This is a genomic window from Roseburia intestinalis L1-82 (assembly GCF_900537995.1).
Classification (GTDB): domain Bacteria; phylum Bacillota; class Clostridia; order Lachnospirales; family Lachnospiraceae; genus Roseburia; species Roseburia intestinalis.
This window is the reverse complement of record NZ_LR027880.1, coordinates 3,964,312-3,977,952: the sequence shown is the minus strand read 5'-3', so window position 1 is coordinate 3,977,952 and position 13,641 is coordinate 3,964,312. Positions and strand designations below refer to the sequence as shown.

The window sequence follows — 13,641 nt, the reverse complement described above, 5'->3', positions numbered from 1 at the left end:
GTTTGATGAGGGATATACAAAAATATACAAGTGACTATGACTGCATGGATGATCCGGCAAATCGGTTTGAAACGGAGTATCAGGTGGTTTACCGCAGGAAAAAGGTGTTGGAAGAACTAAAACGCTATCAACATGACACGATTTTGGAAGTCGGCTGTGGATTGGATTCGTATGTAAATTATATAACAGAATTTAAAAAGGCTGTGGTTGTGGAACCGAGTCCTAAATTTGCAGAAAAGGCAAAAAATGAGCTTGATAAAGATGGGAGAGTTACTGTCATTTGCAGTACTCTTGAGAAGGCAGTAAAGATGCTGGAACATCAGACATTTGATTTTATTATTGTTAGCGGTTTGCTGAATGAAATCGAGGAGCCGGTAGATTTTCTTAAATCGATAAAGAGATTATGTAAAAATTGTCATACGGTTATTCATGTAAATGTAGCTAATGCAGATTCTGTCCATAGACTTTGGGCGGTAGAAATGGGTTTGATCAAGAATCCATGTGAAGCATCTGAGCGCAACAAGAAATTCCAGCAGACAATTCTGGAATCTGCGGAAGAAGGAGCTATAGAAATACTTGATATGGGGAGTTATTTTTTGAAACCATTTTCACACAAACAGATGATGCAGTGCATTGAACAGGGAATTCTTACGGAAACGTTGATAGATGGACTAGATAAAATGGTGAAGTATTTTCCTGAATATGGTTCTGAAATATATATAAATTATCGGATGAAATAATGTACGTGGAGGTCATACAATGAGGGTAATTGCAGATAAAGTAGAAATTGATGATAAGAAAACAAAAGATTTTTTTTCTAGAAGAGGTGGAAAGTATAATGAAAAAAATCCTTATTCGCTGACGATGTATCAGGATAATCATCCAGAACTGGTGCGTGAGAGAAACAAGTATGAGGTTCAAATATTAAAGCCACTGTTGCAGCTGGATTCACATTCGAGAGTTTTAGATTTTGCCTGTGGAATCGGCAGATGGGCGGATGCGATTACAGAGGATATCGAAGAATACTGTGGTATCGATTATAGTAGTGAATTTGTGAGAATTGCAAGAGAGCGTAATAAAAAAGAAAACTTTTCTTTTTATGAGGGGTCTGCATGGGAGGTTGATCAGGTTCTAAAGAAACATCAAAAGGAAAAATTTAATAAAATTATTATTGTAGGTCTTATTATGTATATTAATGATTCCGACATCAGAAATGTGCTTAAGAAGCTTTGTAATGTCTGCGAGGAAAATACAACCATTTGTATCCGGGAACCGATTGGAATTGTGGACAGATTGACATTAAAAGATTTTTATTCTGAGGAATTAAGGGATGACTATAATGCCATTTACAGAACGCGTGATGAATTGCTGGAGATTTTTGAAGATACACTGTTTGAAAATGGATTTTCAGTGGAACAGGAAGGTTATCTGTTTGAAGAGCCAGAATTAAACAATAGGAAAGAGACATCGCAATATTATTTCATTCTTAAGAGATAAAAGTACGGAGGTGACTTATGCAGGCGATTATTTTAGCAGCGGGTATGGGAAAGCGTCTGGGAGAACTGACCAGAGAAAATACAAAATGTATGGTAAAGGTAGGGGGCGTAAGTCTGATTGAGCGTGCACTCAAGATTCTTGATAAAAAAGGGTTAAGCCGGATTATTATCGTGGCGGGATATCAGCGCGAAAATCTGATGTCGTTTGTTAAAACGCTTGACATACATACACCAATTCAATTCATAATAAATGACGTTTATGATAAAACGAATAATATTTTTTCACTTTCTATGGCAAAAGATTATCTGGTGTCGGAGGACACTCTACTTTTAGAGTCGGATTTGATTTTTGAAGAATGTCTGATAGATTTGCTGTTAAATGATGAAAGAGATACGTTAGCACTTGTGGATAAATTTGAGAGCTGGATGGACGGAAGCTGTATTGTAGTAGATGAAATGGACAACATGACGGACTTCATTCCGGGAAAATTATTGAAATTTTCAGACAAAGAGCACTACTACAAGACAGTTAATATCTACAAATTCGGAGCAGAGTTTTCAAGTCAGGTCTATGTGCCGTTTTTAGAGGCATACACTAAAGCAATGGGGGATAATGAATACTATGAGACGGTAATAAATCTGATTTTACGATTGAACCGCAGGACGATAAAAGCGGAGCGGTTGAGCGGACAGTTATGGTACGAAATTGATGATATTCAGGACCTTGATAATGCGGAAACGTTGTTTATGGAAGATGATGTGGCAAGGTACAGGAAGATGAAGAAATGTAAAGGTGGTTACTGGAGATTTCCACACCTTCTCGATTACAGTAATCCGGTCAATGCCTATTTTCCAAATGAGAGGATGATAGATGAGATAACATCAAATCTTGGAGTGTTAATGAGACAATATCCATCCGGAAATAAAGCAAACAATTTACTGGCAGAGAAGTCGTTTGAAATCCGGCAGGAGAATGTCATGATTGGAAATGGGGCGACAGAACTGCTTGGGTCGTTACTAAAAAAGACGGACGGCAAGGTTGGATTTGTCGGAACAGCATGGGAAGAATCATTGATGTGCTGCAAGAAAGAATGGGTACAATATAATCCGGTGGAGGAGGATTTCCAGCCGGATATTGAAAAGTGGATGCATTTTTTTGCGGATAAAGAGGTCGGCAGTATTGTGATCAGTAATCCTGATAATCTGACAGGACAGGGAATAAAGATTGCAGATGTAGAAAAGATTCTTGACTGGTGCGGAAAAAGAAATATCAGACTCATTGTGGATGAGAGTCTTATGGATTTTGCAGATAAGGAAAAAATGTCGGTGCTGCATCAGGAGATGCTAATGAAAAATCCGGAGTTGTATGTGATAAAAAGTCTGTCAAAGAGTTACGGTGTTCCAGGTTTGCAGATTGGTATTTTAGCAGGTGGAAACCAGGCAGTAATAGATGCGTTAAAAGACGAAAAGACAGCCTGGAACATAAATGCTGTTGCTGAATTTTTCCTACAGATACTTGATAAGTATAAAGCAGATTACGCAAGAGCGCTGATTCAGGTAAAGGAAGCACGCGAGAATCTTTATGAGAGTCTTTGCACAATCCCGGAATTAAAGGCTTATGCTTCGTGTGCAAATTACTTTATGTGCGAATTAAAAAATGGAGAAAAAAGCGAGATACTTGCGGGAAAACTCTTAAAAAAGAACATTTTAATCAGAGATTTGACTGGAGCAATACAAAACGGAAAACAATACATTCAGGTTACAGTAAGAAATGAACAGGAGAACAGACGATTCATAAACGCACTGAAAGAATGTGTAAGTTGTAGGAACGTGGACGCATAAAAGGGGGCGTTATGGAATTTTCAATAAAATGTTATACAGAAGAACAGGAAGAAAACTGGGATTCTTTTGTAAAACAGAAAAGCATGAATGGAACATTTCTGCAGACAAGAAAATTTATTAATTATCATCCAAAGGATAGATTTAAAGATTGTTCTCTGATGATTTATAAGGGAAATACGTTGACTGCCTGCGTTTTAGGGTGCGAATGGATAGAAGAGGGGGAAAAAGTGTTTTTCTCACATAAGGGAACAACGTTTGGTGGGATTGTAATCGGAAAGCAGATATATAATGCTACAAGTATCAACGAACTTATGGACTGTATGGAAGACTATTTGCGGGAGCAGCAATTCGATAAGATTTATCTGAAAATGACGCCGGCGGTTTTTGAACGGGAAAATACGGATTTGTTGGATTATTTCTTGTATCAGAAGGGGTATGAACAATATACCGAGTTGAATTATTATATGCACCTTAACCGCTATCGGGAAAATATTCTTTCGCAGTTTTCAGCGGGAAAAAGGCGTGATTACAGATACGCATTAAAAAACAATCTTACATTTGAAAAACTTGAAACAAAAGAGCAAGTTATGCAATTTTATGATGTCCTGCAAATAAACCTGAAAAAACTTGGGTTAAAAAGTGTACATTCCTATGAGGATTTGATTGACTTAAAATATAACAGATTTGTACAGGAAATAGAGTTCTATGGCGTTTTTCTGGAGAAGAAAATGATTGCCGGAAGCATGGTATTCCTTTTTGATGGCAGAATTATGCACACACAGTATCTGTCTTCAGATGAACAGTATCAGAAGCTTTTTCCGATGGATTTCCTTATTTACCATCTGATAGAATGCGCGGTCGAAAAACAGCTTGAACTGTTTACCTTTGGAATCTGTACCGAGAATCAGGGTAGATACTTAAACTTTGGATTGTCGAGGTTTAAGGAGGGGTTTGGAACGGAATTCTGTCTGAACAAATCATTTGAAAAGCGGCTGTTACTCTCATGAGTGTTCTGAGATGGCGGATACAATATAGTTTGTCAGATGGCGTGCACCTTCAAAGTTTAAATGAGTCAAATCCTGATAGAAATCTGGATTATGCGAAATGTCCGTCAAATTTTTCAAATCGCAAAACGTAAAGTTTGCGTACTTTTCCTGAAATGAAGAGACAATGTTTTCAAAGTAAGGTTTCCAAAGCTGATTTACAGTCTGTTCTGTTTCCTCTACAACATAATATTTTGGCAACAGAACACCAATGACCTTGATATTAGGATTGATGCAGTATACCAGGTGGAGAAACTCTGCAAAGTTTGCAATCTGAAACTGGATGGTTGGTTCATACACATGCCGTTGAATGGATGAAAAAACGGGAGTGGATGGAGATAAATATGCAGCAATTGCATCTTGGTGAAGTGTGGTGTCAGGGCGCATCAGCTTTCGGTATTCATTTTGGTATTCCTGAACATCCGGGCAGTGTATCTGCGGAAAAAGAGTCAGAAAGCGCTGGAACGCAGAAGTATCAGAACGGAGTGCAAAAATCTCTGTCAGGCAGTGATTGATGTCGTCAACACTTTGCGAGTGGTGATAGTCGTGGCGATTTTCACAGAAGAAACCATTTGCAGTGAGATAATTTTGACATTCGTTCGTTAAAATAGTGTCAAAATTGAAATAGGTATAGTCAAACATATCGAAAATGATATACTTTGTATGACAGATAGCGTTATATGATTCTTCAGCAAGAGCAGATAAAATTTTGGTGTTAAAATAAATATCCTGCGAACTGGAACAAAAATTTAGGGCATTGCCTGGCAGTAAGTCTTCGAGAATACCTGCTTGACCGTGTGAAATGCCGAAAATCATGCCATCCAGAGGGGCAGTACAACTCCTGATAATCTGTTGATATTGTTTAATCGGAAGTTTGTGTAGATAGAGCTGGTAAATGTCCAATATCTGCGAAGAATCAATACCTAAAATGGATAAAAACTGCCGGATGACAGCTTGTATCTGAAATTTTGAAGTCATGAGACAGATGGTCAGATTAGTTGTCTGAAAAAGTGAAAAATGAGTCTGGATATAGTCTGTGACAGCAGGTATTGTATCACAGGGGATCCACAGAGATTTCGCTTTAAAAAATAAAAGCCCCTGTTCTGCCTGTGAATTCCAGGCAAAGCAGGGGATATCAATTTTGGGTATCAAATTACTGTTTTTTTCTGTATAATCACTCAAAAAGGACACCTTTTATTGTATAATTATGTTATGGAACAAAACATACGAAAGAAGGTGTCCTGAATGAAAAATTAGCATTGAAGAAACTGCTAACTTATATGAAGAGTGTATATAAAATCCCGCAAAAAATCAAGTGTTTAACGGACGAAAGAAAAAGAAAATCTATTCCATTGTTTAACATTGTCATGCCGGTACTGCTTTTTCTGATGCTGCAGTATGAAAGTTTCCATACCATTTTTTCAGCCCCTGAAAGCATGTCGAAAAGACTGAAAAACTGTATCAGTGGAAGGATTCCAAAAGTTGATGCAGTCCGCGACCTTCTCTCCAGAATAAACCCGGATGAAATACGCAGCATACATGAAGAAATGATTGATATCATAAAACGTAACCGGGTATTCCGGGAAGGAACGATAGGCGGATATGTTGTGGCAGGTCTCGATGGTGTGGAATTATTCAGCAGTACAAAAAAATCCTGTCCGAACTGTCTGAGCCGAAAAAAACACACAGGGGAAACCGAATACTTTTACCGGAGTGTGGTGTGCATGATTATAGGTAAATCGCCACACGTAATTCTGGGGCAGGAAATGTTAAAACCAAGGGATGGTTCTGGGAAAGACGAAGGAGAACTGACAGGCGGAAAAAGGTTGATTGAGCGGCTGAAGAAACGGCATGGACATTTTGCGGATGTGATTGTGGCGGATGCGTTATATCTGAATGCTCCATTTATCAACACTCTGAAGGAAAATGGTCTGGAAGGGGTGATACGCCTGAAAGACGAAAGAAGAATGATTTTTCAGGATGCAGAGCGTCTGTTCAAACAGGATGAGGGAAAAAAGGCATCTTTCTGGAAAGGGAAAAAGAAGATTGAAGTATGGGATCTTTCTGGTTTTAAGATGGAAGGGTGTCCATATAAACTGCGTGTGGTGCGGTATCATGAGCAGTGGGAAGAAAATGGAAAAGAAACAGAGCGTTTCATGTGGCTTGTAACGACTCTGGAAGCGGCAGACTACCGAGTCTTATGGGAAATGATGCACCGCAGGTGGGACATTGAGGAGAATGGTTTCCATCAATTGAAAACGTATTACCACGCAAAGCACTGTTACTGTCGAGATGCGGTTGAAACCATATTTAATCTGATAATCATAGGCTTTAATGTAAGAGAGTTATATTTGTACCGAAGAAGCCGGAACTTTGCAGGAAGTGGTATAAGCCGAAAGAGCATAAACCGGATTTTTTGCGATGAGCTGCTAACAGAAAAAGTGAAACAGATTTTATGTGAAAAAGGCGGATAGAAAATCAGCAGAAAAAATATATAGGGAAAAAGCAGGGGGAATTTTGCGCGTATTGACCAGGAACGAAGGGTAACCGCAGATGGAATGCTGATAACTGGATTATTTATAAAAATGCATAGATAAAAAAGTTAAAAGCGAAATCCCTGGGGGATCCATGCGAGAATTTCGATATCATCGCGAATAGACTATTTTAATAAGTTTTCATAAAAGGATTGGTAAAAAATAATTAGTTTTTCCATAGATAAACTGTCCCCCTGCCATAAAAAAGTTACAAATATATGATTAAGGATATTATAAGAGAGAGAAAATGGCAAGAAACAATTTTATGTGGACATACCTGGAGAAGAATACATGAATGAAAATAAAATCGCATTTATCATATGCACGAACAATCAATTATATTTTAATGAGTGCTGCTACTACATAAACAGGCTGCTTCTGCCGGAAGGATTCGAGCGGGATGTCATCGGCATTGAGGATGCACCATCGATGTGTGCAGGATACAATGCCGGGATGCAGAGCAGTGACGCGAAATATAAAGTATATCTGCATCATGATGTGTTTATCAAAGAACCGAAATTTATTTTTTATCTGTTAGAGCGGTTTCGCAGTGCACCGGATGTCGGCATGATTGGAATGGTCGGCGGATGTGGGATGCCCAAAACCGGAGTTGCCTATCTTGCGTGGAACAAGGGCACTGTGGATTGCAGGGAGCCGGATTTTGCATATCAGCTCATCTGTGACCCGGCGCAGCAGGCAGACTGCCCAGTGGATGCGGTGGACGGACTTTTGATCGCGACACAGTATGATGTGGCGTGGCGGGAAGATTTATTTGTGAACTTTGATTTTTATGATGTATCGCAGTCCTTTGAGATGCGTAAAGCAGGATATCATATCTTGGTCCCTTATCAGAAAACACCGTGGGTAATTCACGACAGCAGTTTTGCAAAGTTGAATCATTATGATGAGAATCGAAAAATTGCACTTGAAACGTATCCGGATTTTTTTACGGAGGAGGATGGATTTTCATTCGTCTATGAGGAGGAATGGGAGAATCTAAGCGAGGTGCTGGCAGATGAGGTGCGCAGACTAATTGATGTGGGGAATTGGGAAGATGCTGGAAAGATCGTAGAGTTGTATCACAAAAACCAGATGAAAAACTCTGCGTTAGAACTGTATGGTGTAATGTGTGAAATCTATGAAAAAGAGCAGGAGTGTGGTATAAAAGAACACTTTTTTGATAAGACAGGTGGCTATGAGGCAGCCTGCCAGAAATACATAACCGTAAGATTCCTTTTACGCCGGGTAGAGTGCGAAATGGAGAGTGCGGCTTATTCAGAGTTAAAGGATGCAGTGGTGGAAGGAAGAATTTCTGCGGAGACACTTCTTTTAATGATTTTGCACGGAAGCTATGATAAGGCGACAGTGCTTCGAAAAGTCATCCCATGGTGTGAAGCAGCGGGAGATAATGATGGTGCACAGAAACTGCAGGCATTCTATGACAGGGTAAAAGGAAAGAAGCTGCCATTTGCATACAGTAAGCGGGTTTCTGTAAAGCAGTGAAGAAAATATACAATGTTCGAGGAGAGAAAAAATGTATAAGATTGCAATTATTTATGCAGGTGCAACATACGAGAGTGCGTTAAATCATATAAGAATTCAGGAATTGCTTGGAAAGATAAAAGTTATTGGAATCGGAATGCAGGATATCTATGCGGAGTATGTAGACGGGTATCCAGTGACTACCATCGAAAATATTTTGCAACAGGAGTGGGATTATCTGCTGATTGCAGGTCAGGAACAGAATTTTGCACAAATGAAGGCATTATTGGTAAGTATCGGAATAGAAGCGGACAGAATTTTTTCGATAATGGTATTTTCGTTGCCAATGTTTGATATGGAAGAATATGTGCAGTTTGTTAACAGAAAGGTAAGCATCATATCAAATCATTGTTGGGGTGGTTTTACTTATCATTCGCTGAAAGCAGAATTTTTGTCCCCATTTATTAATATGTTTATTCCACAAGCAGATTACATCAGACTGTTAGAAAATTATGATGTTTATATGAATGAAAAAGTAAAATATTATAAAAATGAGTATGAGTCAAATTTAAAAAGAGAATATCCAGTGGCATTACTTGGTGACATAGAGCTTCATTTCAATCACTATAAATCTTTTGAAGAGGCAGAACAAAAATGGTATGAAAGAAAACAACGGATGAATGAGAAAAGGTTGTTTGTTGAAATGCAGACGGATAGTGAAGAACTGGCAGAACGATTTGATAGGTTGCCGTTTAAACAAAAAGTGGTCTTCGTTCCGTTTGAAACAAAGCTTACATCAGCGATAAGTTTAAAGAAAATCAATGCAAACTATTCGGGTGTATTTTATGAGAGTGTAAATAGGTTGGCAACAGGACAGCAGGCATTTTATAATATTCTGAAGTTGTTAAATGGAGAAAGAGATTTCTTGAGGGTTAGTGAAAAAATGTAAGCAGTGAATGATTTGAAAAAAATGCCGATATTATATTCAGAAAAGTGAATAAATGCATAAAGGAGCGGCTATGAATTTATATGAAAAAATGAAATCCGGCGTTTATGTTATTGCGGAGATGTCTGCAAACCATGCCGGAAAGATTGAAAATGCATTTAAGATTATTGAGGAAGCTGCAAAAGCTGGTGCTGATTGTGTAAAGATCCAGACTTATACAGCGGACACGCTCACGATTGACTGTGACGACGAACCATACCGGATCAAGGGCGGGTTATGGGACGGATATAATTACTATCAGCTATATCAGGAAGCTTATACTCCGTGGGAATGGCAGCAGCAGCTAAAGGATAAATGCGAAGAAGCAGGTGTAGATTTCCTGTCCACACCGTTTGACCGCACTGCGGTAGATTTTCTGGAGGGGATTGGAATTGAATTTTATAAGATTGCTTCGTTTGAACTGGTAGATATTCCGTTGATCGAATATACGGCGGGCAAGGGAAAACCGATGATCATGTCCTGTGGTATGGCATCGGAGGAAGAGATTGCGGAAGCACTTGCGGCATGCAGGCGACAGGGAAATGAACAAGTCATATTGTTAAAATGCTGCAGCCAGTACCCTGCACAGTATGAGGATATGAATGTGTCTGTAATTCCGGATATGAAGGAACGGTTTGGCATACCGGTTGGTCTGTCTGATCATTCCATGGGTTCCCTTGCAGACGTGGTGGCAGTTTCTCTTGGTGCACAGGTAATTGAAAAACATGTGTGCTTAAGTCATGAGATTGAGAATCCGGATGCAGCGTTTTCAATGGAAATGAAAGATTTTGCCCAAATGGTACAGGATGTCCGCAATGCCTGCCTTATCAAGGGTAGACCGACCTACGAACTGACCGAGCATGAGAAAGGCAGTTTAAAATACAGACGCTCACTTGTAGCGGTAAAGCCGATTGCAGAAGGAGAGTTGTTTACGGAAGAGAATGTAAGAAGTATTCGACCGGCAATCGGAATCAAGCCGAAATATTATAAAGCATTGCTTGGCAAAACGGCGAAGAAGGCATACCGTTTTGGGGAACCGATTGGGCAGCTGGAAGTGGAGTAGAGATGATCATATTTCGAGCAGATGCTAATGAGACGGTAGCGACGGGACATCTGATGCGCTGTATGACAATCGCAGATGCCTGTCGGGAAAAAGGCATGGAATGTGAATTCTGGCTTGCAGAAGACAAAGAGACCGAACGGCTCAGGCAGGCAGGATTTTCTTACCGGATCTTAGGAAGCCAATGGGATGATCTTGAGAAAGAACTTCCGTTTTTAGAGAGACAGCTTGATGATTTTGACAGGCAGGGGGAAAAAGTTACATATCTGATAGCAGACTCATATCAGGCAACTCCATATTATCTTGGAAAATTGAATGACAGAATTCCGGTACTTTATATTGATGATATGAGAATGCAGATATATCCGGTGGCAGCAGTGTTACAATATATTCCGGTCAGAGCGGAAAATTCATTGAATAAAGAAGAGTCAAAGCAAAATACGCCAGTTTATTTGCGTGGGTTTAGATATGCACCTCTGCGGAAAGAATTTTTAAAATCACATGGGGAACAGAGAGAAAAAAGCATTCTGATTACAACTGGGGGGACTGATACTTATAATATTGCCGGCAGGCTGTTACAGGAGTGTCTGGATAAGGATGTATTTCAAGGGTACAGATTTCATGTAATTGTTGGAAATATGAACAGTCATGAAGCAGAACTGCGCAGGCTTTCAGAGAGGGATAAGAGGATCTGTATTCATAAAAATATTTCTAATATGAGTGATTATATGCACAGCTGTGAACTTGCGGTTTCGGCAAGCGGTACAACGTTATTGGAACTGTGTGCCTGTGGAATACCGACGATATGTTTTTCTTTTGCAGATAACCAGATGGCATTTGCAGCCAGTATGGATAATTACGGAGCTATGTGCTATGTGGGGGATGCAAGGGAAGAACATAATATAGAAAGAATTATCTGTATGCGACTTACAGAACTGGCGAGACAGGAAAATCTGCGAAAAAGGCAGACCGCCTGCATGAAGGCACTTGTAGATGGAAGAGGTGCAGAACGGATTGCTGATTTCCTGATCTGTGGAAATTTGAACGAATGTGACGATATACATAAATAGATGATGAAAGGGTGATAATTATTATGATACCATATGGAAGACAGACAATTGAAGAGGATGATATTCAGGCAGTTGTGGATGTGTTAAAGTCGGATTATCTGACAACAGGTCCGAAGATTGCTGAGTTTGAGAAGGCAGTGGCAGATTATGTGGGGGCAAAGTATGCGGTCGCTATTTCCAATGATACTGCAGCACTTCATGCGGCATGTCATGCAGCAGGAATCGGAGAGGGCGATGAAGTCATTACTACTCCGATCACATTTGCAGCATCTTCAAACTGTGTGCTCTACTGCGGTGGAACACCTGTTTTTGCAGATATTGATCCTAAAACATACAATATTGATCCGGAGGATATCAAACGCAAGATTACGCCACGGACAAAGGCCATTATACCGGTGCATCTGGCAGGTCAGCCATGCGATATGGATGCCATTCATGAAATTGCGAAAGAACATAATCTGATAGTGATCGAAGATGCGGCTCATGCACTTGGTTCTGAATACAAAGGGAAAAAGATTGGTGGTCTTTCAGATATGACGACATTTAGTTTTCATCCGGTAAAACCGATTACAACCGGTGAGGGTGGCATGATCGTTACCAATAGTGAAGAATTGTATAAAAAACTTGTCTTATTCCGCAGTCATGGCATTACCAGAGACACCAGTCTGATGACACGTAATGAGGGACCGTGGTTTTATCAGCAGTTAGATCTGGGTTATAATTATCGCATGACAGATATACAATGTGCATTAGGCTGTAGCCAGATGAAAAAATTAGATTATTTTCTGGCAAGAAGAAGGGCCATCGTAGCACGTTACAATGAAGCCTTTGCAGATTGCCGGAATATCGTGACACCTTATCAGATGCCGGATACTAACAGCGGGTGGCATCTTTATATCATCCAGGTAAAAAATCGAGACAGGAAAGAAGTTTTCGAAAAACTCAGAGAAAGAGGAATTGGCGTCAATGTACATTATATTCCGGTATATGAACATCCATATTATCAGGAACATGGATATAAGGGAGTACATTGTCCGGTAGCAGAAGAAGTGTATTCTCATATCATCAGCCTGCCTGTCTTTCCACGGCTTACAGAGGAACAACAGGAGGAAGTGATCAGGGTGGTAAAACAGGAGGTTGAAGAATAGAGGGAAGAAATATAAATTTGAAATAAAATAAAAATGGTATGTAAATTATCTAAAGAAACCAGTCAAAATGTTCGATATAATTTACAGTAGGATAGCATAAAATCTCAGGGAAGAGGTAGGATAACATGGTAGTTAATCATAATATGGCATTGATCTGTGAGAGTAGACAGTTACGATGTAATGTGAAGAACATGGAGAAGTCTTCAAAAAAGCTGGCAACAGGTTATAAATTGCTTGGAGCAAATGATGATGCAGCAGGATTACAGATATCAGAAACCATGCGTCATCAGACCAGAGGTCTTAACAAAGCATCCAGAAATTCGCAAGATGGAATTAGTATGCTGCAGACAGCAGATGCAGCATTACAGGAGACACAGGAAGTGTTGGATCGAATGACGGATCTGACAACACAGGCAGCTAATGATATCAATACGGATGCGGATCGTCGTGCAATTCAGGATGAAATCGATCAGTTAAATCAGGAAGTGGATCGTATTGCATATACGACGAATTTTAATCAGCAGTATATATTAGCGGATGGAACTCCGCAGGCAAGACCAGGATACTATATGATACAGACAGGAAGTCTTGCGGGACAGGGAATAGAGATTAAGTTTGTTAATGCGAGCAAAGAGAGCTTGGGTGTGGACAAGGTTGATGTATCATCGCATGCAAAAGCGACAGAATCTATAGCAGTGGTACAGAATGCAATTGAAAAGGCAGCTTCGTTTAGAGATACATTTGGGGCACAACAGGAGCGGTTAGAACACGCATTGCGTGGAACGGATAATACATCAGAAAGTACACAGAGGGCAGAATCAAGTAGACGCGATACCAACATGAATATGGAGATGGTACAATATTCTACAAACCGTATTTTAGTACAGGCATCTCAGAGTATTTTAGCACAGTACAATGATGATGCAAAATATGTGTTGGAAATGTTAAAATAGTGAAATAGAAAGAGATTAGTAGAAGCTG

The 13,641-nt window shown here is 39.7% G+C and carries 12 protein-coding genes; 11 read left to right on the top strand and 1 reads right to left on the bottom strand.

Features of this window, described 5'->3' with window-relative positions; translation table 11 throughout:
* Positions 1-5: 5 nt before the first annotated feature.
* Genes RIL182_RS18685 through RIL182_RS18670 form a run of 4 tightly spaced genes read left to right on the top strand, consistent with a single transcriptional unit; the run spans position 6 to position 4,345 of the window.
* Positions 6-740: a class I SAM-dependent methyltransferase gene (locus RIL182_RS18685; protein WP_006857344.1), complete on the top strand. Its 735-nt coding sequence runs from the start codon at positions 6-8 to the stop codon at positions 738-740.
* 19 nt (positions 741-759) lie between these two features.
* Complete coding sequence (locus RIL182_RS18680) at positions 760-1,497, top strand: class I SAM-dependent methyltransferase (protein WP_006857343.1); 738 nt, start codon at positions 760-762, stop codon at positions 1,495-1,497.
* 17 nt (positions 1,498-1,514) lie between these two features.
* Positions 1,515-3,338 (top strand): aminotransferase class I/II-fold pyridoxal phosphate-dependent enzyme, encoded by a 1,824-nt coding sequence (locus RIL182_RS18675; protein WP_006857342.1) that lies wholly within the window; start codon positions 1,515-1,517, stop codon positions 3,336-3,338.
* An 11-nt stretch (positions 3,339-3,349) separates the two neighbouring features.
* The gene (locus RIL182_RS18670) at positions 3,350-4,345 is read left to right on the top strand and encodes a GNAT family N-acetyltransferase (protein WP_006857341.1); all 996 of its coding nucleotides are present in this window, start codon (positions 3,350-3,352) and stop codon (positions 4,343-4,345) included.
* Here the strand turns inward: RIL182_RS18670 and RIL182_RS18665 are convergent.
* The gene (locus tag RIL182_RS18665; protein WP_172606726.1) at positions 4,340-5,359 is read right to left on the bottom strand and encodes a hypothetical protein; all 1,020 of its coding nucleotides are present in this window, start codon (positions 5,357-5,359) and stop codon (positions 4,340-4,342) included. The genes RIL182_RS18670 and RIL182_RS18665 overlap by 6 nt on opposite strands.
* Before the next feature lie 302 nt (positions 5,360-5,661).
* On the opposite strand from RIL182_RS18665, the gene RIL182_RS18660 reads away from it, so the two are divergent.
* The 7 genes from RIL182_RS18660 to RIL182_RS18630 all read left to right on the top strand — a co-directional run bounded on the left by RIL182_RS18660 (position 5,662) and on the right by RIL182_RS18630 (position 13,613).
* Positions 5,662-6,855, top strand: coding sequence for a transposase (locus RIL182_RS18660; RefSeq protein WP_243128698.1), 1,194 nt, complete (start codon positions 5,662-5,664; stop codon positions 6,853-6,855).
* A gap of 351 nt (positions 6,856-7,206) precedes the next feature.
* Positions 7,207-8,418 (top strand): glycosyltransferase family protein, encoded by a 1,212-nt coding sequence (locus tag RIL182_RS18655; protein ID WP_044998570.1) that lies wholly within the window; start codon positions 7,207-7,209, stop codon positions 8,416-8,418.
* 31 nt (positions 8,419-8,449) lie between these two features.
* Positions 8,450-9,346 (top strand): DUF1919 domain-containing protein, encoded by an 897-nt coding sequence (locus RIL182_RS18650; protein WP_006855749.1) that lies wholly within the window; start codon positions 8,450-8,452, stop codon positions 9,344-9,346.
* A gap of 70 nt (positions 9,347-9,416) precedes the next feature.
* Entirely contained in the window at positions 9,417-10,445 is a 1,029-nt protein-coding gene (pseI, locus tag RIL182_RS18645) for a pseudaminic acid synthase (RefSeq protein WP_044998569.1), read from the top strand.
* Positions 10,446-10,447: 2 nt separating this feature from the next.
* Positions 10,448-11,512, top strand: coding sequence for a UDP-2,4-diacetamido-2,4,6-trideoxy-beta-L-altropyranose hydrolase (pseG, locus tag RIL182_RS18640; RefSeq protein WP_006855747.1), 1,065 nt, complete (start codon positions 10,448-10,450; stop codon positions 11,510-11,512).
* A 23-nt stretch (positions 11,513-11,535) separates the two neighbouring features.
* On the top strand, positions 11,536-12,660 hold the full coding sequence (gene pseC, locus RIL182_RS18635; protein ID WP_006855746.1) for a UDP-4-amino-4,6-dideoxy-N-acetyl-beta-L-altrosamine transaminase: 1,125 nt from the start codon (positions 11,536-11,538) through the stop codon (positions 12,658-12,660).
* Positions 12,661-12,785: 125 nt separating this feature from the next.
* Positions 12,786-13,613, top strand: coding sequence for a flagellin N-terminal helical domain-containing protein (locus tag RIL182_RS18630; protein WP_006855745.1), 828 nt, complete (start codon positions 12,786-12,788; stop codon positions 13,611-13,613).
* Positions 13,614-13,641 lie beyond the last annotated feature (28 nt).